Origin of the sequence: Pseudovibrio sp. Ad5 (assembly GCF_001623095.1) — a bacterium.
Classification (GTDB): Bacteria; Pseudomonadota; Alphaproteobacteria; order Rhizobiales; family Stappiaceae; genus Pseudovibrio.
Genome location: NZ_LMCH01000065.1, coordinates 180,811 through 207,355 on the forward strand (window position 1 = coordinate 180,811; position 26,545 = coordinate 207,355).

General features: G+C 51.8%; 22 protein-coding genes. 14 read left to right on the forward strand and 8 right to left on the reverse strand.

From position 1 onward, the window contains the following. Positions 1–83 precede the first annotated feature (83 nt). The 3 genes from greA (at position 84) to PsAD5_RS23975 (ending at position 3,766) form a co-directional block, all read left to right on the forward strand. Positions 84–557, forward strand: a complete 474-nt coding sequence (gene greA / locus PsAD5_RS23965; RefSeq protein WP_057461124.1) for a transcription elongation factor GreA — start codon at positions 84–86, stop codon at positions 555–557. A 388-nt stretch (positions 558–945) separates the two neighbouring features. Further along, entirely contained in the window at positions 946–2,286 is a 1,341-nt protein-coding gene (locus PsAD5_RS23970; protein ID WP_063293952.1) for a globin-coupled sensor protein, read from the forward strand. 145 nt (positions 2,287–2,431) lie between these two features. Next, a complete protein-coding gene (locus PsAD5_RS23975) occupies positions 2,432–3,766 on the forward strand; it encodes a hypothetical protein (protein ID WP_063293953.1) in 1,335 nt (444 codons plus the stop codon). Positions 3,767–3,832: 66 nt separating this feature from the next. Here PsAD5_RS23975 and PsAD5_RS23980 read toward each other — a convergent pair whose 3' ends face one another. Further along, a complete protein-coding gene (locus tag PsAD5_RS23980) occupies positions 3,833–4,315 on the reverse strand; it encodes an Lrp/AsnC family transcriptional regulator (protein ID WP_057461126.1) in 483 nt (160 codons plus the stop codon). A 161-nt stretch (positions 4,316–4,476) separates the two neighbouring features. Here PsAD5_RS23980 and PsAD5_RS23985 point away from each other — a divergent pair, with 161 nt between their 5' ends. The 3 genes from PsAD5_RS23985 (at position 4,477) to PsAD5_RS23995 (ending at position 7,401) form a co-directional block, all read left to right on the forward strand. After that, positions 4,477–5,436, forward strand: coding sequence for a mitochondrial fission ELM1 family protein (locus tag PsAD5_RS23985; RefSeq protein ID WP_057461127.1), 960 nt, complete (start codon positions 4,477–4,479; stop codon positions 5,434–5,436). Positions 5,437–5,499: 63 nt separating this feature from the next. Then, a complete protein-coding gene (gene trxB, locus PsAD5_RS23990) occupies positions 5,500–6,462 on the forward strand; it encodes a thioredoxin-disulfide reductase (RefSeq protein WP_063290001.1) in 963 nt (320 codons plus the stop codon). Between the two features lie 27 nt (positions 6,463–6,489). Further along, the gene (locus PsAD5_RS23995; protein WP_057461129.1) at positions 6,490–7,401 is read left to right on the forward strand and encodes a LysR family transcriptional regulator; all 912 of its coding nucleotides are present in this window, start codon (positions 6,490–6,492) and stop codon (positions 7,399–7,401) included. Positions 7,402–8,725: 1,324 nt separating this feature from the next. On the opposite strand, the gene msrP is transcribed toward PsAD5_RS23995, so the two are convergent. Continuing rightward, positions 8,726–9,700 carry a protein-methionine-sulfoxide reductase catalytic subunit MsrP gene (gene msrP / locus PsAD5_RS24000; protein ID WP_057461130.1) on the reverse strand — a complete coding sequence of 325 codons (975 nt, stop codon included), beginning with the start codon at positions 9,698–9,700 and terminating at the stop codon, positions 8,726–8,728. 286 nt (positions 9,701–9,986) lie between these two features. Here msrP and PsAD5_RS24005 point away from each other — a divergent pair, with 286 nt between their 5' ends. After that, a complete protein-coding gene (locus PsAD5_RS24005; RefSeq protein WP_063294097.1) occupies positions 9,987–10,874 on the forward strand; it encodes an NAD(P)-dependent oxidoreductase in 888 nt (295 codons plus the stop codon). 130 nt (positions 10,875–11,004) lie between these two features. Here PsAD5_RS24005 and PsAD5_RS24010 read toward each other — a convergent pair whose 3' ends face one another. Beyond that, positions 11,005–13,065 carry an elongation factor G gene (locus tag PsAD5_RS24010; protein WP_063293954.1) on the reverse strand — a complete coding sequence of 687 codons (2,061 nt, stop codon included), beginning with the start codon at positions 13,063–13,065 and terminating at the stop codon, positions 11,005–11,007. Positions 13,066–13,311: 246 nt separating this feature from the next. After that, positions 13,312–13,821: a DUF992 domain-containing protein gene (locus PsAD5_RS24015; protein WP_057461132.1), complete on the reverse strand. Its 510-nt coding sequence runs from the start codon at positions 13,819–13,821 to the stop codon at positions 13,312–13,314. 447 nt (positions 13,822–14,268) lie between these two features. On the opposite strand from PsAD5_RS24015, the gene PsAD5_RS24020 reads away from it, so the two are divergent. Then, positions 14,269–14,982 (forward strand): hypothetical protein, encoded by a 714-nt coding sequence (locus PsAD5_RS24020; protein WP_063293955.1) that lies wholly within the window; start codon positions 14,269–14,271, stop codon positions 14,980–14,982. A gap of 196 nt (positions 14,983–15,178) precedes the next feature. Here PsAD5_RS24020 and PsAD5_RS24025 read toward each other — a convergent pair whose 3' ends face one another. Continuing rightward, positions 15,179–16,378 carry a pyridoxal phosphate-dependent aminotransferase gene (locus PsAD5_RS24025; protein WP_063293956.1) on the reverse strand — a complete coding sequence of 400 codons (1,200 nt, stop codon included), beginning with the start codon at positions 16,376–16,378 and terminating at the stop codon, positions 15,179–15,181. A gap of 274 nt (positions 16,379–16,652) precedes the next feature. Between PsAD5_RS24025 and PsAD5_RS24030 the strand changes: the two genes are divergently transcribed. From PsAD5_RS24030 to PsAD5_RS24040, 4 genes are all read left to right on the forward strand, one after another. Next, positions 16,653–17,051: a GtrA family protein gene (locus tag PsAD5_RS24030; RefSeq protein ID WP_153041419.1), complete on the forward strand. Its 399-nt coding sequence runs from the start codon at positions 16,653–16,655 to the stop codon at positions 17,049–17,051. 443 nt (positions 17,052–17,494) lie between these two features. Further along, positions 17,495–17,905 (forward strand): DUF3775 domain-containing protein, encoded by a 411-nt coding sequence (locus tag PsAD5_RS24035; protein ID WP_063293957.1) that lies wholly within the window; start codon positions 17,495–17,497, stop codon positions 17,903–17,905. 168 nt (positions 17,906–18,073) lie between these two features. Further along, a complete protein-coding gene (locus PsAD5_RS28720; protein WP_256387170.1) occupies positions 18,074–18,202 on the forward strand; it encodes a hypothetical protein in 129 nt (42 codons plus the stop codon). A 161-nt stretch (positions 18,203–18,363) separates the two neighbouring features. Further along, positions 18,364–19,263 (forward strand): DMT family transporter, encoded by a 900-nt coding sequence (locus PsAD5_RS24040; RefSeq protein ID WP_084406039.1) that lies wholly within the window; start codon positions 18,364–18,366, stop codon positions 19,261–19,263. An 86-nt stretch (positions 19,264–19,349) separates the two neighbouring features. On the opposite strand, the gene PsAD5_RS24045 is transcribed toward PsAD5_RS24040, so the two are convergent. Beyond that, positions 19,350–19,814, reverse strand: a complete 465-nt coding sequence (locus PsAD5_RS24045) for a plastocyanin/azurin family copper-binding protein (protein WP_208988793.1) — start codon at positions 19,812–19,814, stop codon at positions 19,350–19,352. Between the two features lie 290 nt (positions 19,815–20,104). On the opposite strand from PsAD5_RS24045, the gene PsAD5_RS24050 reads away from it, so the two are divergent. Beyond that, complete coding sequence (locus tag PsAD5_RS24050; protein WP_084406040.1) at positions 20,105–22,021, forward strand: S9 family peptidase; 1,917 nt, start codon at positions 20,105–20,107, stop codon at positions 22,019–22,021. Positions 22,022–22,038: 17 nt separating this feature from the next. On the opposite strand, the gene PsAD5_RS24055 is transcribed toward PsAD5_RS24050, so the two are convergent. Together PsAD5_RS24055 and uvrB are read right to left on the reverse strand one after the other, a co-directional pair. Next, entirely contained in the window at positions 22,039–22,680 is a 642-nt protein-coding gene (locus PsAD5_RS24055) for an HAD family hydrolase (protein ID WP_063294100.1), read from the reverse strand. 201 nt (positions 22,681–22,881) lie between these two features. Then, a complete protein-coding gene (gene uvrB / locus PsAD5_RS24060) occupies positions 22,882–25,683 on the reverse strand; it encodes an excinuclease ABC subunit UvrB (RefSeq protein ID WP_446737491.1) in 2,802 nt (933 codons plus the stop codon). A gap of 373 nt (positions 25,684–26,056) precedes the next feature. Here uvrB and PsAD5_RS24065 point away from each other — a divergent pair, with 373 nt between their 5' ends. Continuing rightward, positions 26,057–26,542 carry a hypothetical protein gene (locus PsAD5_RS24065; protein WP_063293960.1) on the forward strand — a complete coding sequence of 162 codons (486 nt, stop codon included), beginning with the start codon at positions 26,057–26,059 and terminating at the stop codon, positions 26,540–26,542. Positions 26,543–26,545 lie beyond the last annotated feature (3 nt).

The following is a 26,545-nucleotide window of genomic DNA, read 5'->3' on the forward strand; positions in this document are numbered from 1 at the left end:
GGTCCGGGTTGAGGCTTCTCAGCCCGGTCAGTTTTTTAGTGTGATGGGCCACACCACCACAACGTAAGAAAGGTGTACGAGCCATGGAAAAGGTACCTATGACGCCGGAAGGTTATGTGATGCTCACAGAAGAGCTTAAGCATCGCACGACCGGAGAACGCCCGCGCATTATCGCAGCCATTTCCGAAGCACGTGCTCACGGTGATCTTTCAGAGAATGCGGAATACCACGCAGCGAAGGAACAGCAGAGCCTGAACGAAGGCCGGATCAACGAACTGGAAGCCCTTCTGGGTCTTGCAGAAATCATCGATCTGACCAAACTCAGCGGCGATACTGTCAAATTCGGTGCAACCGTATCTCTCATTGACGAAGATACCGAGGAAGAAAAGAAGTACATGATCGTTGGTGATGTTGAAGCTGACGTAAAACGTGGACGCATTTCTATCTCCTCCCCAATTGCACGCGCACTCATCGGCAAGTCTGTTGGTGACAGCGTCGAAGTGACTGCTCCAGGTGGTGCACGCGGTTACGAGATTACTGAAGTCCAATTCGGTTAAGTAAATTGTAGAGCTGAATTCAGCATTTCAGGACTTCTCATGAACTGAGATAGTCCTTGCTGAATTTCAGAGCCTTATGATTTCAAGAAATGAAAGTGCCGCTCTGAGCGGCATTTTTTATGCAACCCACACGAGTTATCCACTAATTACAGAACAAATATTAGGTTCCTCGATAAGTTAACGGATTTACTTCAAAAATCTGAAAAAGCAGCCAAACGCTGCGACAATCTGGCACGGATCACTGCCTAAAAAGCTCATATCTCATCACAATCCGCGCTTACCAACACAATTATAGGTATATATTCGTTATTTTGCATGGATAAATCTACTTACTGTTAACCCTTGTAAATGCAAATGAACTCGACAAATTGACGGGAAATTTGCTGCCATGACCACCAATTCATTTTCAGGTCTGAAAAGCCAGCTCGGTTTTTTCAAAATCGATAGTCAGACCATACAAACACTTTCAGATCTTTGGCCCAGTGTTGAGGGCCACTTAACACAGATTTTGAGCGATTTTTACAACCACGTTCAGCGTGATCCGGAACTGAAGAAAAAGGTTTCCGGTAAGGTTGATGGCTTGAAATCAGCTCAAGCAAGCCACTGGAAGATCCTGTTCACTGGCGGTTTTGATTCCACCTATATGGAGCGCGTTGACAAGATTGGCCGCGCCCACGTGTACACCGACCTTGAACCGGATTGGTATATTGGTGGTTATACGTTTATTCTCGAAGAGCTGACCAAAGTGCTCTCCAGCAAGATGCGCTTTTCACCGGGCCGCTTGTCACGCAGCCTGATCGCTCTTCAAAAAGCAGTGATGTTCGACATGGGACAAGCGGTCTCCGCCTACCATCGTCACTACACAGAGGAGCGCGATGAGCGCACCCAACAGCTTGAAGATGCTATCAATGCGTTTGAGCGGACAATCACCAAGCGGATAGAGCAGACAGCAGAAGCCGGCAATCGCGTCGAAAACTCTGCACTCACTCTTCGCGAGACATCCGAGCAAAGCAAAATGGCTGCAGAAGCTGCGAGCCAGTCTGCTGACTACACAGCCTCTGATGTTCACTCCGGTGCGGCTGCGGTTGAAGAGATGTCCGCAAACGTCGCCGAAATCGGTTCGCAAGTGACCCGCTCTGCAGAAACAGCACAGACTGTTTCCAAAGATGCAGAACGCACCAACGACACTGTCCTCGGTTTGCAGACAGCAACCAACGAGATCGGCGCTGTGACTGAGCTCATCAGTGCAATCGCAGAGCAGACCAACCTTCTGGCCCTCAACGCAACCATTGAAGCAGCCCGTGCAGGTGATGCAGGCCGCGGCTTTGCTGTTGTGGCAAGCGAAGTGAAAGACCTCGCAAGCCAGACAGGTCAGGCAACCGACGAGATCGCCTCCAAGATCAGCGCGATCCAAAGCGAAACACGCCGCTGCGTAGAAGAAATCTCTGCTATCTCCCAGAAGATTGAGGAGGTCAGTTCGACAGCGACGGCAATTGCTGATGCAGTGGACCAACAGGCCATCGCAACCAACGAAATCTCTTCAAGCATTCAGTCCGCTTCTCAAAATGCGAAGGGCGTAACAAGCGAGTTGAGCAACATCCTGGCAACTGCAGACGAATCCAAACGCGCTGTTGCCACAGCAACATCCGCTGCGACAGAACTCAGCCAGCAAAGCGAAGCAATTTCAGAAGAAATCTCTCATTTCTTCTCAAGCATCCGCTGCCTTTAATCGTCACGACGACAATTCAAGAACACCAGAACGGCCTTCCACGTGAGGGCCGTTTTTGTATTTGCAGTCCAGAGCAGCAGCTCACAAAGTCAACCAAGACACGTCCCTCTAACACCAAGAAGAAAAACAAAAAAAAGGGAACGCAATGTCCATCAAATTCAAACTGCTTGATGAAAGTGGTCTGCCCGATACCACAGCACATGTCTGGGTCGCAGGCTGGATCAACGGAGGGTCACAGGAACACTTCAAGGTCTTGGAAGGAAACAATTTCACCAGACCGAGCACGACAAACGCACCAACCAGCGTTCCGTTTCAAAAGCTCTCGGATATCGGCGATGTAGTGCTAGAGGACAAAACCAACGGTGATGACCGCTTCCTGTTTGTTGTCTCCAAAGACAAGCCGCAGGACCTCACAGTCACAAACAACAACCCGATTCAATACACCCAGTACCCTTATGCCAACACACCCGGCGTGGAGGCTCCCGGCCCGTTTGACGTTTTCGAATTTGGTCTGGATGCTCAGCTGAACCTGTCCGCGGTGAGCGGTTTTGGTCTCAACCTACGTTTTGATGTTGAAGGCTTGGACGGCCCGCAATATGGCATGCGCAAAGACGTGACACGGGCTCAGATTGCCAAGGCCTTCACAAAGTTCATGAGGAACGAAGCTAAGGCTGATCCAGCCGCCGCTCACTTCCTCCCCCTGCTCTACTCCACACCGCTCACAAAAGGCGGGTTCCAACCGCCCCTCGTGGTCAATCAGTTCTTCGCCATCTGTGATCCCAACGACTGGCTCGCCTCAAAATCCGGCAACTACCAGAAAACAACAAATGATCCCCTGGCGACCTATTGGGATGAGACCCTCGACCGTTTCTTTTCGCCGGGAAACGTCTTGAGCATCAATCTCGGTTCAAAAGCGGTTCCTCGTTTGTATGAAGGAAGCTGCACCACACAGACACAATCTGGTTCAACCGAGCAAACCCAAGTCTATACGCTGACAGGCCCAGCTGGCACTTTCCACTTCTACAAGCCGGAAAGCGGTCTGACGAGCAGCCAATACGTCTTCCAGCAATCCTTTGGCGTTGGTTTAACTCCGGCGGGGGCTGCTGGAGATGCAGGCCTGCTCCAGGATAGTATCTGGGAAGCGCTGTGCCGCGGTGTAGCACTAGACGGCGTATTGACCGCCGAAACGACAGAAAGCGCACAGGCAGCCTTTAGCACCTCAAAATGGAACGATTGGAGCAAGTGGTACGAGGCAGGCAAGACATGTCACTATTACTCAAAGTTCTTGCACTACAGCGACAGTGATGGAAACGACTCACGCCTTTCCGGCAAACCATCCCTCATGCTCAATCAGGCAGCCTATGGCTTCAGCATGGATGAAAATCCGGTCGGCCCCTATGACGGCCCTGAAGTTCCCTCGAAAACGAACGAAAACATAAAGTCAGGCACAGTTACAATCACAGTCGGTAAGTGGATGTGACCACGCATAAAAAAACGGCCTTCCTACGCGAAGGCCGTTTAAAAAGTTTCTCCCGGATAAGCCCCGTTAGAAATACTCAGGCTTATCAATCGGCACGTTCGGCTCATCCTTGATACGGCGGATGGTCAGTGCAGTGCGAACGTGATCCACATTCTTTGTGGAAGTCACATCGCGAATAATGAAGTTCTGGAAGGTTTCCAGATCTTTAGCCGTACAGCGCATGATGAAGTCAACTTCACCTGACACCATGTAGCTCTCCCGAACCAACGGCCATTCCTTGACTTGCGCTTCAAATGAGACGAGGTCATTCTCTGTTTGGTTATGCAATCCAACCATGACAAAGGCGGTGACTTCATATCCCAGTTGTTTCTCATCAAGTAGCGTACGGTAGCCGCGAATGAGTCCTGCTTCTTCCAGGGCTCGAACCCTGCGCAAACATGGGGGCGCAGAAATTCCTACACGACGAGCCAGCTCCACATTGGTAATGCGGCCGTCTCCCTGCAGCTCCTTCAAAATTTGCCAGTCGATCGAATCCAGACGCGCTTTCAAGCTCGTCTCCTTTGCTTGTCCTATTGGATTAACAGTTAACCTGTTTTACAACACTGCCTAAAACACGAAGTTAGGCGAAATGCTAGTTTATTGCTTATTTGCGACAGACTATATCAACAAATAGCATTTTGCAGACACTTCCCGAAAGCTGGGGGAACAAAATGTCGCAAAACCTGTGGGTTTTAACAGATGGCAAGATCGGAGACGTAGCGCAATGCATCGGTGTAGCCGACGCCTTGGGACTGCCCTACGAAATTCGATTAGTTGCCCCCCGCAAGCTTTTTACCTACGCAATGCCTTGGGGACCAATCGATCCCAAAGACGCACCACACAAGCCAGAAAGCCCGCTTGCACCCCCATATCCCGCGGTCGCGATTGCATCCGGGCGCAGAGCGGTGCCCTACTTACGCGCACTAAAGCGGCTTTCCAAGGGCCAGACCTTTACTGTTTTCCTCAAGGACCCAAAGATCAACAGCAAATTTGCTGATTTTGTCTGGGCGCCGGAACATGACGGAATTTCTGGGAAAAACATAGTAACAACACTTACGTCACCTCACCGTTTCTCAGCGCAAAAGCTGCAGGACGCGCGCGACAACCCACTTGAGGCAATCGCAGCGCTGCCAAAGCCCAAAGCAGCTGTCCTGATTGGCGGCAATTCCCAGCATCACACCTTTACGCCCGACAATATCAACACGCTTCTCGCCGCACTTAAAAACCTGTCGCAAACCCACTCGCTCATGATCACCTGCTCCCGCCGCACCCCAAGAGAGCTGGCAATGCAGTTGCATGATCTGGGCAGATCCGAGGGTCATCTCTTCTGGAATGGGGAAGGTGAAAACCCCATCGCCCAGTACCTGGCCAACGCAGAAATCACAGTGGTTACAACAGATTCCACCAATATGGTGGGCGAAGCTGCAGCCACCGGAAAGCCTATCTACGGCTTCCGCCCAACAGGCACTCACAAAAAGTTTGATAGGTTTTTATCAAGAATGGAGGATTTGGGAGTACTTCATCCCTTCCCCGGAGACATATTAGCACCTACTTATGAACCGATAGACGCAACACCGGATATTGCGGATGCCATATCCAAAGCGATTGAACAAAAGCAAACGAGCGGATAGAACCCCTCCCTAACACGGCACTGGTACTATCCAAGCGCGCACGAAATTTGAGGTTCTGAGGAAATGACTGTTAAGCACACCAAACTCCTGATCGTAGGCTCCGGCCCTGCAGGCTACACCGCCGCAATCTACGGCGCGCGCGCCATGCTGGAACCGCTTCTGGTCACAGGTGTGCAGACTGGCGGTCAGCTGACCATCACCACCGACGTTGAAAACTACCCGGGCTTTGCCGATCCAATTCAGGGTCCTTGGCTGGTTGAAGAAATGCGCAAGCAGGCAGAAAACGTCGGCACCAAGATCGATTACGATACAATTCTGGAAGCAGACCTCTCCAAGCGCCCGTTTGAGCTGAAAGGCGACAGCGGCACCCTCTACACCGCAGATGCCCTCGTCATCGCAACCGGTGCACAGGCAAAATGGCTCGGTTTGCCTTCAGAGGAAAAGTATCAGGCTGGTGGCGTCTCCGCATGTGCAACCTGTGACGGTTTCTTCTACCGTGGTAAGGAAGTTGTTGTGGTTGGCGGCGGCAACACCGCTGTTGAAGAAGCGCTCTACCTCGCGAACCTGGCAGAAAAAGTCACGCTGGTTCACCGTCGTGATGCCCTGCGCTCCGAAAAGATCCTTCAGGAACGCCTCTTCAAAAACGAAAAGATCAACGTGGTCTGGGACAGTGAAGTGGATGAGATCCTCGGCACCGAAAACCCAGCTGTTGTGACTGGCATCCGCCTGAAAAACCGTAAGACCGGTGAAACCACAGAAATGTCCACACACGGCGTATTCATCGCCATTGGACACGCTCCAGCGGTTGACCTTGTCAAAGATCAGGTAAAGATGAAGGAATCCGGTTACATTTGGACCGAAGCTGATTCAACTCAGACATCCATTCCGGGTGTGTACGCAGCTGGTGACGTGACTGATGAGCAGTACCGTCAGGCCGTGACCGCTGCAGGAATGGGCTGCATGGCTGCACTGGAAGCAGAACGCTACCTGGCAGCTTTGGAATCTGAAACTGAAGCAGCAGAATAAGAAACCGGGAAGATGGGGGGAAAGCAAATGCCAGGCCGTTCTTTGGATTGGGACAAGCTGCGGATTTTCCACGCAGCAGCACAGGCAGGAAGCTTTACCCACGCAGGCGAAGCTCTCAACATGAGCCAGTCGGCTGTCAGCCGTCAGGTCAGTGCACTTGAGGCAGAGCTGGGTGTCCCCCTCTTCCACCGTCATGCGCGCGGACTGATTCCAACAGAACAAGGCGAGCTTCTTTACAGAACCGCCCGCGAAGTTCTGCTGAAACTGGAAACCGTTCAGTCCCGCCTGACAGACACCAAGGAAAAGCCAAGCGGTACGCTCCGCGTCACCACCACAGTGGGCCTCGGCTCCACTTGGCTCACCGCCCGTGTCAACGAGTTCGTGGATCTTTACCCGGACATGCGTCTGGAGCTCATCTGTATGGATGACGAGCTGGATCTGGGCATGCGCGAGGCAGATGTCGCCATCCGCCTGCGCCAGCCAACACAGCCGGACCTGATCCAGCGCAAGCTCTTTACAGTGCACTTCCACGTCTATGCCTCACCAACTTACATTGAGCGCTTTGGCAGCCCGAGCACCATTGATGATCTGGACCATCACCGTCTGATCACCATCGGTGACAACATGGCCTCCTACCTGCGCGCGATGAACTGGCTTGCAACTGCCGGATTGCCAAACGGCGAGCGCCGCGATGTTTCCCTGCGCGTGAACAACCTGTCTGGCATCAAGAAGGCTGTACAGACCGGTGTCGGCATCGCTATTCTGCCAGACTACATGGTTGAGCCGGGCGCAGGCATCAAACGCGTTATGTCTGTGACACAGGAAGAGCTGCCAAGCTTTGATACCTACTTCGTATATCCATCAGAGCTGAAAAACACTGCTCGCGTGACCGCATTCAGAGACTTCCTCGTCTCCTATGCAGAACGTTGGACACACTAGGCCTGAACTGCGGAAAAGAGCTAAGTTGGCTTGATTAGCCTGCTCAGGAGTTTCAACCCTAAGTTTTGCACTGCAAAATAAATAATATTCCAGATCTCTTTTGAGGCCTCTCAGACCGTCTGTGAGGCCTTTTTCACGCCATCTCATCCCGAAATGACAATATCTTACGCAGAGTTAGCTTTCTGATAGTTGTCAAATCCTGCAATGAAGTTCCGAGGGTTTTGAGCCCCCTTAAAAATGCATAGCTGCAATGCAAAAATTAAGGATTGCTGTTTCGGCGCTGCACTGCATATATACACCTGCTGTTGATCAGTTGTTGTCACACCTCTCCTCCCAGTGACATCAACATCCGATCAACTGTTCCCCTCTGGAAGGTGATTGCACCCATTAGGTGCTTTATCATTCATCACTTCGAAACCGGACCGCATGGTCCGGTTTTTTTTTGCCAAATGCCAAAGATGACCAAGGGTCTCCCTAAGTCTTTTAGTCAGCAAACCTCTCCAAGCACCTCGCAGCACACAAAGCTAACAGCGCACCTGACGCGCTATAAAGCTGTTTTGAAAGGCCTTTTGCTGAGCAGTTACAGCCGCTGACAAACACGCATGACATGCTCAAAATCGCCCTGCCTAAAAACAGACCTAAGGTCGCTTACTTCTTGGGCACACTAAAAAATCAACAATCCCGGATACACGCAGAGACATGCGGATTCATCAGGCTGTTGCGCAGCACCACCTTGGGAAAACCCATCAGATTCAAGGTATTCCCAACTCACATAAACTAGTAGTTTCTGCAATCCTTACTCAAATTAACTATATTTTTCCTAGGTAAATCTTCAAACAGTCAAATTTCACCACCTCTAATCAGCGAAATTACAAATCAGCTTGCATCCTTTACTTATCGAATCATACCTATTGGCAAATATCCGAGGTAATGGATGTGAATGACCTGAGAAAAGCATTTTACACTCTGGTTGCCTGCGCACTTTTCGCAATCTATGGCGAAATCTCCCACGCCATAAGCGAAGCTGACAGAGCGGAACGGCTCGGCAGTCAAATCACTTTGCACATTCCAGCAGAATAACAGCGGCACACTTTGATTCCTCTTTTAACGAGGACAAGCCGCTTTTCAGTTATCCACAACAACCGGCAGGTTATCCTTCCAGTTCAATCCTGCCTAATCCTACAGCTCTAAAAACCCATTGAGTGAATAGGCTAATTCGCCAAACCCAACACCACATCACAACGCGCACAAAAAAGCCCGAGTGGCTTTGTCGCTCATTCGCAATCAAACCACTCAGGCCTTTTAAAAGCTTATCAGCAAGCGTTTACCGGTAGAGGTTCTGCCCTTCCAGATCCTTATAAAGGTGCGCCACCTGCTCCGCATAGCCATTGTAAAGCTGTGTTGGCACGCGCTCATCCGTACCCAGCAAACGCTCAGAAGCCTGCGACCAGCGAGCATGCGGCACTTCAGGGTTCACATTCGCCCAGAAACCGTACTCGCTCGGGCCAATCTTTTCCCAGAAGCTGACCGGACGTTGATCAGTAAAGGTAATCTTCACGATAGATTTGATGGATTTGAAGCCGTACTTCCATGGCATCACCAAACGGATCGGCGCACCATACTGCTTCTGCAACGGCTTGCCATAGATACCCGTCGCTACGAATGCCAGGTCGTTCATGGCCTCATCCATGGTCAAGCCTTCAACGTAAGGCCACGGATACCAGAACTGACGCTGGCCGCTGGCCACGTCGGAATCTTCAAAGGTCTCAAAACGGATATACTTAGCACCATTCTGCGGACCAGCGTACTTCACCAGCTCGGATAGCTGGAAGCCAGTCCACGGCACAGCCATCGCCCATGCTTCAACACAGCGGTGACGATAAAGGCGCTCCTGCAAAGGCATCTTGCGCACCAGATCATCAAAATCGATGGTCTGCGGATTATCAACCATACCGTCAATGGTGATCGCCCACGGACGTGTCTTCAACGCCTGCGCAGCACCGGAAATGCGCTTGTGTGAGCCAAACTCATAGAAGTTGTTGTAAACGGATGTCACGCTCTCAGGCGTAATTGCCCGTTTCAGGGTGAAATCAGGGTTCCGCTCAGCTGGGTAGAGATCAAGGGTCGGGTCTTTGCCATCCTGTGCAAACACACTGCTCACCAGACCAGTACCACCAGCAGCCAGACCAAGGCCAACAGCGCCCAAGCCCTTCATAAACCTGCGCCGGTTGAAGAACACATCCTCAGGTGTCGCTTCTCTTTCCGGAATAATCCATTCAGGCCTATGAATAATGTTCATGCTGCCATCTCCAAGCAGGTAAGGGTTACGGTAATGTCTACCAATATTGGCCTATGACTTAGCGGCGAAACCCCTTAAACTTCAAGTAAACCCCCCGTGATCCTTTTCGTGATCACGCGAGGCGGGCACAGGACGAACTGTCAGACCACTCGGTTCAAAGCTGCCATCAACATCCAATCAGATTAGATTTCTTTAAATTCAGCAGGTTCAAGACACCCTTTCAAATATGCCTCCAGCTTATTCTGAAACACGCAGCGTATGTCAGACAGGGCAAAGGAACGGCACCATGACAATCGGATTTATCGGCCTGGGCGCCATGGGCCTTGGAATGGCCCAGCGCATCAACAAAGAACACGCTCTAAAGGTCTACAACCGCTCTCCGGAAAAAGCCGCTGATCTAGTCGCGGAGGGAGCACAGCAAGCCACATCCCTGCAAGACTTTGCAGACTGCGATATCGTTTGCTCAATGCTGTCAAATGATGCAGCTGTTGAGGCCGTCTATCTCGCCGGAGACACTCTGGCACTGCCACTGAGAGAAAACAGCATCTCCATCTCCCACAGCACCATCAGCCCACCAATGGTAGACCGCCTCACAGCCGCCCACGAGCACGCTAATGTCAGATTCTTATGTGTGCCAGTCCTTGGTCGGCCAGACAAAGCCGCGGAAGGCCAACTGGTCGCCGTCGCAGCAGGTGAACGCAGCACAATGGATGAAGCCCGCTCTGTTCTGGAAGCCATATCCATGCGGCAATTCTGGATGGGCCCAACACCGCGCCAAGCTGCAGTCACCAAACTGGGCATGAATTTCATGATAGCGGCAGCGGTGGAAGCTTTGGCCGAAAGCTTCACCCTGACAAGAAAGGCGGGCATAGATCCGGAAACCTTCCTCACACTAATAACAGAAACACTGTTCAGCGCTCCCGTCTATCAAGCCTACGCTCCACTCATCGCCCGCGAGCAAACCCCCTCTCCCGGCTTCAAAACCTCGTTGGGCCTGAAGGACGTCAACCTGGCGCAGCAAACAGCTCAGGACCTCAAAGTACCGCTCCCCACAGCAGATGTCGTCGCCAACCAACTCCGCACCGCAATCGCAGCTGGATATGCAGACGAAGACTGGTCTATCCTCGCCCGCCTCATGGCCCAAACGGCCTCCCTACCGTCTATTAAGCCTTGATGACAATATCGCAGGAGCAAAGAAAAACCCGGAGCATTGCCCCGGGTTCTTTTTCTGTCTCACTTTAGAGCGTATTCCCGAAAAGTGGTTCCGGTTTTCGGACAAGAATACGCGCGCAAGCTCTGGAGTATCAGGCTGGTGCAGTTGCACCCTCAATCACTTTGTCCGCAGCCTTGCCGGAAAGTTCGGCAAGGTGGTCAAAGTTACGAGAGAACGTCGCCACACCAGCTGTTGCAGAGCGAAGCTCTACAATAAGGTCGCTGAGTTCGCTCTCAGGGATCATGGCTTCCACTTCATCCCAGCCATCCCAGTTATCGCGGGCGTCAAATCCAAGGATCTGACCACGGCGACCGGAAACAATCGCATTGATACGAGCTGTTGTATCTGACGGACAGGCCACAACAACCTTATCAACGGGCTCAAGAAGAACTGGCTTACATTCCTTCAAGCCATCTTTCATGGCCAGAATGCCTGCCATGCGGAAAGCCTGATCGGAGCTGTCAACGGAGTGATAGGAGCCATCCTTCAGTGTCACAGCCACATCCACGACCGGGAAGCCTAGAGGCCCTTTTTCAAGAGCTTCTTTCACGCCATCCCCGACAGACGGAATGTACTGCTTAGGCACCACGCCACCAGTAATCGTATCGTTGAAGCTGTGCCCTTCACCACGTGGCATAGGCTGAATAGCCAGCACCACATCGCCAAACTGACCGTGGCCACCACTTTGCTTTTTATGGCGTCCGCGCAGCTCAGTCGTGCCGCGAATGGTTTCCTTATATGGAATACGAGGTTCAAAGCTCTTCACAGACAACCCATAGCGCCCGGTCAGTTTTTCAAGAGCAACACGCAGATGCATTTCGCCCTGCCCCTCCAGTACGGTCTCGCCCGTGCTCTGGACCTGGGTAATGCTCAGGGATGGATCCTCATCCACCAACTTAGAAAGCGCAGTAGAGAGTCTGACTTCATCCTTCCGTTCTGTCGCCGTAATCCCCTTGGAAAGAACTGCATCCGGAGTATCAACGACAAACAGACTTTGTGAAGGCTTGGCACCAACACCAAGGGTCATGCCGGTTTCAATGTTATCCAGCTTGCCAAGAGCCACGAGATCACCAGCAACAGCCTCTGTAATCTTCTTCGGCTGCAAACCCTGCATCTGAAACAGACCAGATGGGCGATACTCTTCCCCATGTCTGTCGTAAAGAAGCGCACCTTCCTTCACAGACCCACCAAACAGACGGGCAACAGAGAGCTTGCCGCCGTGTGAAGTGTGGTAGGTTTTCAGCACCTGAAGAATAGCATCATCTTCCTTGAGCCCAAGACGCTTGCGGGTTTCAACAATACCTGGAGCATCATGGCGCAAAGCCTTCAGCAAGCGGCGGATGCCATTGCCTTTGATCGCGCTGCCAATAAACACAGGGCAGATTTCACCGCGCTGCATTTCCTGCACAAGATCATCAAAAATGACCTCACTCTCAGGCGCTTCGTCTTCTAAAAGCTGCTCCATGAGAACGTCATCGTGATCTGCCAGCATTTCCATCATGGCATAGCGCGCTTCCACCTCACGGGCGCGCTCATCATCTGGAATCTCGATGGTCTTGCTTGGCTTGCCTTCCTGGTAGACAAAGGCCCGCTCCAGCGCCAGATCAATAAAGCCTGTCGCAGTGCCGTCCTCCCAGATCGGGATCTGGCGCAACACCATTGGAAGGCTCGAAGCGGGCTGCAATGCCTGAAGCATCGCGCGCACACTACCTGTTGCCTTGTCTATTTTGTTCAGGAAGAGAACATGCGGGATGTTCCGCTGTTCAAGTGATTTGAGAATGAGTTGAAGAGCTGCTGTCTTCTTTTCATCTGGCTCAGCAACCACAACGGCAATATCTACGCCGTTTAAGACACTGTTGCCTTCGTGAAGAAATTCTACGGATCCGGGGCAGTCGATAAATGTGAAGTGATCGCCCTTATAGGTGCAGGTGGCAATGTTCGCCTCAACGCTCATGCTGTGATCACGCGCTTCGTCACTGCTGTCACCCAGCGAGCTTTTCGCGTCAACACTTCCCTGTCGCCCAATAGCCCCCGTTCGTGCGAGAAGAGCTTCCAGCAGTGTGGTCTTGCCACTTGCGAAAGGTCCAATTATGGCAACCGAACGAGGGCTGCGAACCCTGCCTCCGGCAACTCCGACATGCTTGTCTCCCATGATCCATACTCCCTGTTTGGGTTTGGGAAGCAGACACGGGCGTTTGCGCCATGGCGGCGCAAAATCACACGCGCCTTCCAGAGGATTATAAGACTCTGGATAAGTATCGTCACTCGGAAACACAGTGATATGCAAGCGCCAAAACAACAGCGGACTGAAGCGTGACAGTCCGCCGCACAATATGAACCGGCGCTATTTATAAAGATCAAAGGGTTAGGATTCACAATCCCCCTAAGAATTAAAGGATCACTGCTTGGTCAACCGCAGTCCTGTGACGCCAGCTGTGATGTTCGCTCCGGTCTGTCCTTGCAGGCTTAAAGGCTGCAAAGCGATAGAGCGATTCAGGCCACCCAGCAGGACATTGGCCTGCACACCAGCACCCAGCGTGACACCGGCAGACACACCGCCGTAATTCCCGGCAAGAGAACCCGGCTTCAGGTTAGCCTTCGGCGCAACAACACCCCAAACCAACGTTCCGGATGTGACGGGTCCGATGTCGATACCGTAGCTGTTGATAGTACCGGTATATCCTTCGATACGCTTCCCGCTCGGCGATTTGAAAACACAGGACAGTTCATGAGAGGAGCCAACAATGAAGTTGGTCCCGGCAACCAGATCACAGGTCAAAGATCCAACTTCAACACCAGGGCGATCCTTTTGGGGTTCTGCAGGAGGAGGTGCAGGCGTGTCTGCAGAATAGGCGGAAGTGCTGAGACCAAGAGCGGCAACAGCAGCAAAAGCAAGGCATTTCTTCATTATTGTTCTCCAGTGCTCAGGCTCTACGACCTTTTCACAATGGGAAACCAAAGCGTACGGACTGTCAAAGCCTTGCTACGATCACAGTGAATGCTCCGCTTAGTTCCAGCGTTATTTTTACCTAGTGATATGCGTTAGAAATTGTGATTAGGATTTTCACCATAAACGCATCACAGACCGACCTGCCCTGTCCGTCACCTCACCGGGTTAACCCTAAGCATCCCTTAAGCCGTTCAAATTCATCTACGAAAAGCCCTGCATGCAAAAGGACTTACGGAAAAATTATCGATAAACCCTACATCCTCAGAAGGTTTCATAAAGCTGTATACCAATTATTAACCATAGATATTAAGCCTAACGATTTGACCCATTTTGGGACACTTTAGAACAATGTTTTAAATAAAACACGAGAGTCTCCACTCAGAAATTGAGTACGGAGAATCAGCAATGCGCTCAAATTTGAAGACACTTTTGTTTGGCGTAACCGGTGCAATAGCCATTGCAACTCTTCCAGCGATCGCGCAGGCAAATCCCATCAATGCCCGCATTACAACTGCTTTCGGGGCTCTCGAAGGCAAGATGCTGGGCCTGTTGTCAGGAACAGCTGCTTTCGGGCAGGGTCCAGGCTTTGCATCACAATTTGATGCGACCGCAGGCGGGACCAAGGATTATGGCTTTTATGCTGGCACAGGCCGCATGGGCTTCCGCACGCAGGACTACAACTACTTCGGTGTTGTTGGCTCTGCAGCGCAAATCAACGGTGGAGCCGGTTCCTTCGGCTACATAGGTGCAGAAGCACAGGTTCACTTTGAAAACCTGTCTGTTGACGGCCTCATCGGCGTTCAGATGATCGACGATACGGGCTCTGTCATGGGTGGTGCAACCGCATCTTACTATGCCAGCGAAAACGCACGCTTTTACGCGGGTTACCGCTATCTGCGCGACAGCCATATCTACGCAATGGGTATGGAATTCAAGCCAGGGACAGAAACCGCAAACGGCATGACGATGTTCGCAGACCTGCGCTCTGAGAAGCTCGAAAACGCTTCTATTATGGCAGGCGTCCGCTTCTCCTTCGCTGATGCACAGACATTGGTTGAGGAAAGCCGCGGAACATACGTCAACAACAGCTACATTCTGGATGCTCTCCTCCCGGACTAAGCATCCAAAAGCGTATCCCCGAAAAGTGGATTCCGGTTTTCGGATAAGGATACACACAAACAAAGCACCAAAGTTTTCTTTGGTGCTGCGAAACACCTAAAACAAAAAAGGCGCTGCGTGATGCGGCGCCTTTTTTGTATCTGTAGCTTAAGACTGGATGCCTGAGATCTCCCAGGCATCCGTTTCAGAAAATCGCTTACTTCAGGTTTCCGCAGAAACGCTGAATACGAGTGCATGCCTCAGTCAGAGCTTCAGTGGAAGTCGCGTAGGAAACGCGGAAGTTTGGACCCAGACCGAACGCGGAACCCGGTACAACAGCAACCCCTTCAGTTTCCAGAAGCTCACTTGCAAAATCCAGATCAGTCTCGATCACCTTACCAGATGGCGTAGTCTTGCCAATGGTGCCAGCACAGGATGGGAACACGTAGAACGCACCCTCTGGAACCGGACACTCAAGACCAGAAGACTGGTTCAACATAGACACAACCAGATCACGACGATCCTGGAAAACCTTGTTGTTGACTGGAATGAAATCCTGCGTCCCATTCAGCGCTTCAACCGCTGCTGCCTGAGAAATGGAGCATGGGTTGGAAGTGGACTGGGACTGAACCTTCGCCATCGCCTTGATCAGATCAGCAGAGCCACCCGCATAACCAATACGCCAACCGGTCATGGAATACGCTTTGGAAACGCCATTCACGGTCAAAGTGCGATCATAAAGCTGAGGCTCGATCTGCGCAGGTGTGGTGAACTCAAAGTCATCATAGACAAGGTGCTCATACATGTCGTCAGACATGATCCAGACATGCGGGTGCTTCAGCAGAACGTCGGTCAGAGCTTTCAGCTCATCGCGGGTGTAGCCAGCACCAGACGGATTGGATGGTGAGTTGAAGATCAACCACTTGGTTTTAGGCGTAATCGCCGCTTCCAGCGCTTCAGGCGTGATCTTGAAGGTCTTCTGATCCGCTTCAACAACCACAGGCTCACCACCAGCCAGCAGCACCATGTCAGGGTAAGACACCCAGTACGGTGTTGGGATGAGAACTTCATCGCCTGGATTGATGGTTGCGATCAATGCATTGTAGAGCACCTGCTTGCCGCCGGTTCCGACAGTAATCTGGTTTGGCTCATACTTCAGGCCATTGTCACGCAGGAACTTGGCGCTGATTGCCTGTTTCAGCTCAGGAGTGCCATCAACCGCTGTGTATTTTGTTTTGCCTTCATTAATAGCTGCAACTGCAGCAGCTTTAATGTTGTCTGGCGTATCAAAATCTGGTTCACCAGCACCAAGGCCGATAACGTCGCGGCCTGCGGCTTTCAGTTCGCGTGCCTTCGTGGTCACTGCAATCGTTGCAGACGGTTTCACACGAGACAGCGAGTCAGCGATAAAGCCCATAATGCCCTCCAATAGAAGCGGGTACGTTCTTCGCAAAATAAGTGCGGGCAGACCCTAAGGTGCAGACCAAAGCTTGGCAAGCGCAAACACGCCAGTTTTTCCGCTCAAATTTCGCCAAAGACTGCAGATTTTTTCAAATATTACTCCCCAGATATAATCAGAGGCTCTATGACGCTGCGTCTCTTGTATTTCCAGAGGAACAAAGCTAAGCACCCCCTGAAGCTAAAGACCTGACCATTTAGCTGGTCCCATCAGAAATGAGAGCCCGAATTCCGTGAAAAGCCTGCTGCGAAAACTACTCGAAAATCAGTTCATTCGCTTCGGAATGGTTGGCGGCTCCGGTCTTGTGGTCGATCTGGTCGCCCTTGCCTTTTTCTGGCAAGTGGTCGGTCTTGATCCCCTCATTGCGCGAATCCTTTCTATATGGATTGCCATGACCAACAACTGGTTCTGGAATCGCATCTTCACCTTCCGCTCGGCAGGAAGTCCGTTTGGGGAGTATGTGAGATTCGTTCTGGTCAACAGCGTCGGGGCGGTCATCAACTACAGCACCTATGGCGCGCTGATCACCCTGATTGACGGCTTCTCCACCTATCTGGCTGTTATCCTCGCCACACTGGTATCCATGACCTTCAACTTCGTGCTTTCAAAAATCTACGCATTCAAAAACTAAGCGCAGGTATCTTGGGAAAAAGGGGCTCTTTTTGGATGTGCCGACAGGGTAAAAAACACCCCTGCCAGCACAAAGCACTCAGGTCCGCCAGCACCTAGAAATTCTGGGAGATTTGATTGTATTTTCGTCCCTACATCAAATGCTACTCGTAGGTGCAGCGCACAAACAACCCCTACCCCTGCGGTATGTACTGTTTTTTTTAACCATAACGATATCAAGTATTCCGCTCAGTAGAACTACATAGGATAAGTTGCGGGCGCGCACTAACCTCCATTTAACCAATTCCCTTTTCTTTTCTAACGCTTAAATCGCCTATTACTCTCAGCAGCGCCATACTGTCACTCTGCACGATTGGACTGCAGGCAGCTGTTCCATAAGTTCCACTTGCAGAATAATTCCGAACAGGAGTAACGTTCTGTTACAGCAATAAGCGGGGACGAACGATGGCCGTAGAACTAGCACTATCTGCAGAAACTGTTCGCTTGATCGTACAAAAAGCGCGCGCTGTTTCCGAAAGCCTGCCAGACACTTACGAGGACGGGCACGAAGGTGACCTATCTTTCGATACGGAAAAGCTGGAAAACGTTCACCATCACGACGGACTTGCAGAAGAAGAGCATGACGACTTTTCTGAGTCTGAACTGAGAGAAATTATCGACGACCTCAACATCGACGAAGCGACAGAATTAGTCGCCATCGCATGGATAGGTCGCGGTGATTATGATCAGAACGACCTGGACATTGCCTTCTCTGAAGCACGCGAACGATCCACGTCTCCGGTCTCAACATACCTTTTGGGCCTCCCCCTCTTGCCTGATTATCTCGAGGCTGGTCTCGAAGCTCTGAATCTATAAGAAAATATGGGCAATAGCAGTTTTGCAATTGAGCGATCTGCTTAAGCTCAACCTGTGGTATCTCGAACACACCAAAATCCAGTAATATATACTTTCTGTATTCGATGTAATCCGCGTCTATTGGCCCCTACTCAGGAAAACAACTGACCAGGGCCGCAGGGGAGCACAATGAGAACCTCGCCAGTTGACTACCATCGTAAAGAGCACGTCAGCCACGCCCAATCACCATGGCCTGTTGCGGCAACAGTCATCGCTGCTTTCGTTGGCATAATGATCATGGTCTTGTTTGTCTTTTAGAGCGTAATCCTAAAAGACAAATGCCAGCACACGCAGCACGAGTGAAAACAAACGCTACGTTTCTGACACCGTCAAGAAGCTCAAAATCGCCTTGAGAGAAATTCAACGGAAGCGCTGACAGACCGCTTGCAGCACCTATTCGCTTGCAGTACAGCTGCGGGATGACTAGGGCATCTGCAAACATACTTCTTCTCATGGCCGGCCTCATCTGGGGCATTGCCTTTGTCGCGCAATCAACTGCAATGGAAAGTCTTGGACCCCTGCAGTTTTCTGGCCTGCGATTTCTCCTCGCCACCTTGGTGATTTTGCCGTTCGCGCTACGCGAACGCCGCATTCACAGCACCAAAAAACTTGGCAAGGCCCACCTTCCTGCGATGTTGATGGTTTGTGTTGCCTTCACTCTGGGCACTGTCCTGCAACAGTATGGCATCGTGATAACATCCGTCACCAACGCCGGTTTTCTAACCGCGATCTATGTTGTGCTGACGCCAATCCTTGTCACACTGTTCTTTAAAGGAAGGCCAAACTTCCTCGTGTGGCCTGCAAGCCTGTTCACCCTGCTCGGCATTTACCTGCTCGGCGGTGGTTTGACAGCTTTGAACGGTGGCGACTTGCTCATGCTCTTGTGCGCAGTTTTCTGGGCTTTGCAAGTGATCTTTGTTGGACGCCTTGCAACCTCCTCTGGCCGCCCAATCACGGTTGCCGTCATCCAGTTCGCCTTCCTCGGTGTGGTGTGTGTGGTAGCCTCACTCTTCTTCGAGACCTACTCCGTGCAAGCCCTTCAGGATGCGTGGTTCGAGATCTTCTTCGCAGGCGCATTGTCCGGAGGCGTGGCCTTCACCTTCCAGGCATTTGGTCAGCAGTGGACCACACCGTCCGATGCAGCCATCATGCTGTCATCAGAAGCCCTCTTCGCCGCTCTGGCTGCAGCCGTCATTCTGGGCGAACGCATCGCACCAATCGGACTAGTCGGCTGCGCCCTCATATTCAGCGGTATCCTGCTAGTTGAAGTCGGACCTCATTACCTCAAATCCCGACGAAGCATGGCGCAGGCCGAATAGAGCTTAAAAAAGCATCAGCACAAAACACAAAAGGCAGCCAACCGGCTGCCTTTATTCTATCTAACTTCCACGCAAGCTCTACACACTCACTTATCTTCAAGCCGATCCAAAATCTGGGAGATCTTGGTACCCATCCGGCCACCCGGCACCACAGAACGAGCCCCCTCCAAGTCCTCGGCACTGTCTTCACCAACCTTGATGATCATCGCCATTCCAAAACGGCCATGAATACCGCAGGTCACACCATAAATTCCCGGTGTATCAAAGGTAACATTCCGATCAGGAGACATCTTGCTGAACTTGAATTTAGGCCCACCATCCGGCGTCATCTTCTTGATCGAAATAACCGTGTGGTTTCCATCAAAATTATCAAACTTCACAGTAGCGCCCAACGGCACCTCAAGCAGATCAGGCTCAAAGCGGAACATATGAGAAGGTGTGTTCGCACTGGCATCAGTCACCTGATTAACGGAATACGTCTTGCCCTCCCCAGCAAGAGCACCACCCGCCATCAATACACTCACAAGAAGGGTTGAGAGAATTCTTTTCATCGAGAAACGTCCACCTGCAATTCGGAATTATTATCAACAATGCGTCCGTAACTGGCAGTCTGCATTGATCTAACGCAGCCTCCTAAGCAAAAACTATCTATGGCTTATGCTCTTTCCTTAAGCAGCCTTCAGCAATCGACATCCGGTTGTGGTTTGTGCACCATTCAGAGATTGGACAGGGTCAGAAGCACCTGCAATACTTTCGCTTAGCTCTCTTCTACCGTTTTTCAAGGCCACCTATTCCAAGGCCTGATCTGCTTTTTTCTGTAATAAATTTAAGGCTTCTGACCATGCAGCTTAAGGAACGAACTCGTCTCATCCCCCGCAAGACATTCTTCGATCCCATTGAGCGTCGCCTGGTTAAAATCAGCCCCTGTGGTCAATGGATCGCATTTCATGCCCCCATCAACGGCGTACACAATCTCTGGCTCGCTTGCATCGAAGACCCGCAGACAGCCCGCCCTCTCACAAGCTTCACAGATCGCCATCTTGGTCTCACGCTCGAGTGGGCGTTTGATGGCCATCACATTCTGTTTTCTCGGGATCAGTCAGGCGATGAGAACTTCTGTATCATGAGCGTCTCTATTCATGGTGGCGATCCCGTTTACTTGACGCCAAAGGTCGGAGCAAAAGCCTACCTTCAGGAAATATCGAGAAAACACCCCAATGAAATTTTGGTGGCTCATAATGTAAGGACAAAAAAGCATTTCGACCTTTACAGGGTTTCTCTTTGCACTGGAGCCAGCCAGCTCATTAAGCAAAACGATAGGTTTGCAGGATTCTTCACGGACAGCAACTTCAACGTTCGCCTCGCCCGCCGCTACACCGATAACGGTGAGGTTGAATATCTTCATAGACCGGACGGCAAAGACTGGCAGCGCTACACTCTCATTCCTTTTGAAGATAGTTTGACCACCAGACCCGTTGAGTTCAGCGAAGATGGACAAACCCTGTTCTGGATCGACAGCCGCGGGCGAGACAAAGCCGCTGCACTAGCAGAAAATACACAAACACGAGCCATTGCCGTTCTGGCACAAGACTCGCAGGCAGACATCAGCAATCTGTTGCTCGCCCCGCACACACAGCGCCCTTTGGCAGCTAAGGCTACATTTGCCCGTACCAATTGGAAGGGTATAGACCCACAGTTTGAATCCGTTCTCTCTGCTTTCAAGGAGCTGTTCGCTGGAGACATAGAAATCAGCAGCCTTTCAGAAAATGCTGATAAACTCATTATTGCTCATGTGCAGGACAACCAGCCCGTTGAGTTCTACTGCTATGACAGATCAACCGGAAAAAGCACCTTCCTGTTTGTCACTCAACCCAAATTACAAGACTTACCGCTGGTCAGAATGTCACCCGCAATCGTCAAAACAAGAGATGGGCTAGACCTTGTCTGCTACCTGTCACGTTCAGTCAAAGCAGAAGAGCCCCATCCCATGGTACTGTTGGTCCATGGAGGCCCTTGGATGAGAGATTCATGGGGTATTCACCCAACACACCAATGGTTGTCAAACCGAGGCTATGCCGTTCTATCCGTCAATTTCAGAGGCTCCACCGGCTTTGGAAAGTCATTCATAAATGCCTCAAAAAATGAGTGGGGAGGTAAGATGCAAACCGACCTACTCGATGCTGTTGACTGGGCCATCGGAGAAGGAATAGCCGATCCCAACCGCATCGCCATCATGGGCGGCAGCTATGGCGGCTTCGCAGCACTCACTGGCCTGACTCAAACCCCGAAGAAGTTTGCCTGTGCAATTGATCTGGTTGGAATATCAAACCTGCTCAGTTTTCTGGACACCATCCCTGAATACTGGAAAACGTGGAAGTCCCTCTACAGAACTCGTCTTGGCGACTACACAACTGAAGAAGGCCGCGCTTTCCTGAAGGAACGCTCACCTCTCACCCATGTCGGGAAGATCGAAAAACCGTTGCTGATCGTTCAGGGTGGCAAAGACGTACGCGTCAAGCCACCAGAGTCAGAGCAAATTGTCTCCGCCATGCAAGACCACGGCATCCCAGTCACCTACGGCCTTTTCCCTGACGAAGGCCACGGCATTCAGAAAATGCACAACCGTCGGGCCTATCATGCCATGGTAGAACTGTTTCTCGCCAAACATCTGGGCGGCCAGCAGGAGGCAGTCGGGACCGACCTGGAAGGTTCATCCCTCCAGATCCTCGCAGGTCGTGATCTCATCGACGGCCTGTAACCACTGCTCATAATCCGCTACTTCAGCGCCTCAGCGACAGCACCGGTAAGACTGGTGGCGACTGGGGCGCCTGTGGTGACGAGGCGGTCGTGGGAGTACATGCCGGTTGAAACCAAAACGGCAGAAGCTCCAAGACCGTTGGCCGCATCAAAATCATCAATGCTGTCACCAATCACGCAAACGTTGGCAGGTTCCACACCCAGTTCATCGAAATGGGCTTTGAGTGCATCGATTTTGAAATGCTTCTTTAAATCCCGCGCGCCATCAACGCGGGTAAAATGCTCGTAGATACCATTGTGCCGAACAAGCGAGACCAACTCCTCATGGGGAGCCATGGACAAGATTGACTGGCTCTTACCAGCCCCGCTTATGGTCTCCAGAGCATGAAACGCATCAGGTGCCAGTGGCAAATCATACATCGCAGGCTCGTAGACTTTGCTGAAATCACTGTAGAAGCTGGCAAGCTCGCTTTCAGTAGCGGCACGCCCCATCAGCGACTTGATGTAATCCGCAAAAGGACGGGTATGATGCTGGCGAACATCCTCAAACGTCACACCGCTCAATCCAGCCTTTGCAAAATAGTCGATGCCATATTGCGCAGTGATTTCGAAATCATCCAGTAGGGTACCGTTCCAGTCCCAAACAATGTGCTTTGTCATTAAGCCCAACCAGTTAGCCAACATGCAGAGAGAACATTCCTCACACATGTGGTGCAAACACACGCCTCTGTCAACGCTGCCTCATATAGCAAAGCCTGCCCTACAGCGTATCTCCGAAAAGTGGAAACCGGTTTTCGGATAAAGATACGCAAAAACAAAGACTAAAGCAGTTCAGGTGTTTCAACTTAAATGCGAACTGTTTTAGTTCTTCTTTCGATGGGTCCGCGTACCTGGTCGCCCGCCTGAACTGCGGCCTGACGAAGTCCGGCGTGGTTTCTTCTCACCTGTAGCTCCAGCGGGTGTCGGCAGGTCCGTTCCCGGCCCCATCTCACCCAGCCGTGGCTTATGCACTTTGCTACCAGCATCGGCCTTATCCGCCTCTGCTTTGGGCAGGTTGCCAGCGGCACCATATTTCTTCTTCCCACCAAACCCACCGGTTTGCTGCGCAACAGAAGTTTGTCGTGCCATGGGGTCATCGGCAATTGCAAGCTCGGTCTCTTGCAGGCGTTTGATTTCATCACGCAACCGCGCCGCGATCTCAAAATCAAGATCAGCTGCAGCTTCGCGCATTTTCTTCTCAAGGTCCTCAATATGGCCTTTGAGGTTGTGACCAATGGTGGCCCCTTCCTCGGCAAAGCCAGCATCGACAGAAACATGGTCCTGCTCGTAAACGCTCTCCATGATATCGCCGATAGAGCGCTTCACACTCTCAGGCGTAATGCCATGCTCTTCGTTGTATTCTTCCTGCTTCGCCCGGCGACGGTTGGTCTCTGCAATAGCCCGCTCCATAGAGCCAGTCATTCTGTCAGCGTAAAGAATAACCTTACCATCCACATTACGCGCAGCACGACCGATGGTCTGGATCAACGAAGTTTCAGAACGCAGGAACCCTTCCTTATCAGCATCCAGAATAGCCACCAAAGCACATTCAGGAATATCCAGCCCCTCACGCAACAGGTTGATCCCGATCAGGACATCAAACGCTCCAAGGCGCAAATCACGCAGAATCTCAATCCGCTCCAGCGTATCAATATCAGAGTGCATGTAACGCACCCGCACACCATTCTCATGCAGATACTCTGTCAGATCCTCCGCCATGCGCTTGGTCAGGGTTGTCACCAGCGTTCGGAAACCTTGCGCCGCCTTCTCGCGCACTTCACCCAGCAGATCATCCACCTGCGTCTTCGCTGGCCGGATCTCGATATCAGGATCAGTAAGACCGGTCGGACGGATAACCTGCTCGGCAAACACCCCCCCGCTCTCATCCATCTCCCAGTTGCCCGGCGTGGCTGAAACCGCAACCGTCTGGGGCCGCATCGCGTCCCACTCTTCAAACCGAAGTGGCCGGTTGTCCATACAGGACGGCAAGCGGAAGCCATACTCCGCCAGCGTCGCCTTACGCCTAAAGTCACCTCGGTACATCGCGCCAATCTGCGGCACAGTCACATGGCTCTCATCAATAAACACAAGCGCGTTGTCAGGCAGGTATTCAAACAGCGTTGGCGGCGGTTCACCCGGCGCACGACCAGTCAGATAACGAGAGTAGTTCTCAATGCCCGCACAGGCACCCGTCGCCTCCATCATCTCCAGATCAAACGTACAGCGCTGATCCAGCCGCTGCGCTTCCAGCAAGCGGCCATGGTCATTCAGCTCCTGAAGGCGTTGCTTGAGTTCTGCCTTAATAGACTTGGTGGCCTGGTTCAGCGTCGGCTTCGGCGTCACATAGTGCGAGTTCGCGTAGATCTTCACCAGCTGAAGTTCACCGGACTTTTTACCCGTCAGCGGATCAAACTCGGTGATGCTTTCAATCTCATCGCCCCAAAGGGAAATACGCCAGGCCCGGTCTTCATAGTGCGCCGGGAACACTTCAATCGTATCCCCCCGCACGCGGAACGTCCCACGCTGGAAAGCTGCATCATTGCGCTTATATTGCAGCGCCACCAGATCGGCGAGCAGCTGGCGTTGCTCAACCTTCTCACCAACCTCCAGCTGGAAGGTCATGGCTGTATAAGTCTCAACCGATCCAATACCGTAGATACAGGAGACCGACGCCACGATGATCACATCATCACGTTCCAGCAGAGAGCGGGTTGCAGAGTGGCGCATCCGGTCAATCTGCTCGTTGACGGAGCTTTCTTTCTCAATGAACGTATCCGTCCGCGCCACATAGGCTTCGGGCTGATAGTAGTCATAGTAGGAAACGAAATACTCAACCGCATTGTTCGGGAAGAAGCTTTTGAACTCGCCATAAAGCTGCGCCGCAAGCGTCTTGTTGGGCGCAAGGATCAACGCCGGACGCTGTGTCTGCGCAATCAGTTGCGCCATGGTGAAGGTCTTACCGGAACCCGTAACACCCAGCAGAACCTGCGTATTATCGCCATCCTCAAGACCGGCTTTCAAGTCTGCAATCGCTGTCGGTTGGTCCCCTTTGGGCTCAAACTCGGATTCCAGAACAATCGGAACCCCACCCTCGGACTTTGACGGACGCTCCGGTCGGTGCGGAACCCAGGCATCCTCTCCAGATTCATCCGAACGCCCCTGCTCAATCAGCCGTGCCAGCGCCTGAACAGTCGCTGTCGCTCCGGTGATCGTGTCTTCCTTGGCCTTCTTCTTCTTTTTCTTCGTCTCTTTGACGTGACTATCAAGAAGCTTCTCAGCATCTTCCAGCGAAATATCCAGCCCCGCGACCGGGTTCAAACCACCCTTGGCCCTCTCACGCGGATCACTCGTGGCCCCCATGGACGTGCCCCGCGCAGACTTGGCAGGTGCTTTCTTCGCCTTGGCAGCAGGCTTTTTCGCAGCTGGCTTCGCAGCAGCTTTCTTCTTCGGAGCAGCCTTTTCTTCACTCGGCTGCTCTGCTTCCTTACGAGCCTTCAGAACGGAAAGATCTTCATCTGCAATCTGGTCCGCCCAGTCAGAAACGGAACCTGACAACGGACTGCCGGAAAGTGCAGGCTGCGGAGCTTCCCCAAAGCCAGAGGAGGACCCCTCAGCTTCAGGCAATGAAGAAGAACTGGAAGATTTTGTAGGGCGCTTAGTCATGGGTGCACTATGCCGTGAGTCATTTGGAAAAGAAAGTATGTTCTTAGTTCGTTCCATCACTCTCGCCTATTCATCCTCTTAATTTCTCAGCAAAGCGTTTCATCGAAAAGCGGGAACCTGCTCCCTACGACACGCGATAAGCAAACAGCTTTAGTTTTAAAAGAACCCGTTGCCTTCTCTTAACCAGACTGACCGCATTGAATTGAGTGATGCCTGAGGTTGCCGCAGACTGCGCCACAACAGCCAGAGCGTGTTCCACTCAATAAAACTAGTGAGGAAATCACTCTGACATCAGCTTGACGCTCATCTCTCATACCGAGCAGGAATAACAAGAATGAAAAACGTACATTTCGGACTTGGTACAGTCACCTTCATTGCCACAGCTCTTTTTCTGACCACAGCTTCCCAGGCCGCTCCCCCAAAAAACGTAAAGGGCGAAGTGCTCGTTCCGCTCAACTACATCATTGGCTTAAAGGAAGACGGTTCATCAGACCCGGCTGTGACAGAGGCCTGCGAGAAAAAGTACGAATTCGGCATGGGCAAGGAGATCTTCGTTGAATACCAGATCAGCCCAACCCAAAACCGCGCAATCGCTCTGGTGGAAGACACCGAAGTCCGCCTCACTCCTCTGGGTATACCGGAGACTTACTCCTTCACTTCAGACAAGATGCCCGATGTTCTCAAAAGCAAAGGCTTTCTGAGGGTCATCTATACGATGGAAGACGACTTCGACGATGAAGTGGTGCACATCATCGCGGCAGGAGAACAACCAACAGACAAATGTTTTTTGAGCACTGAAGCCTTCAAGCTGAGACAGTAAGGC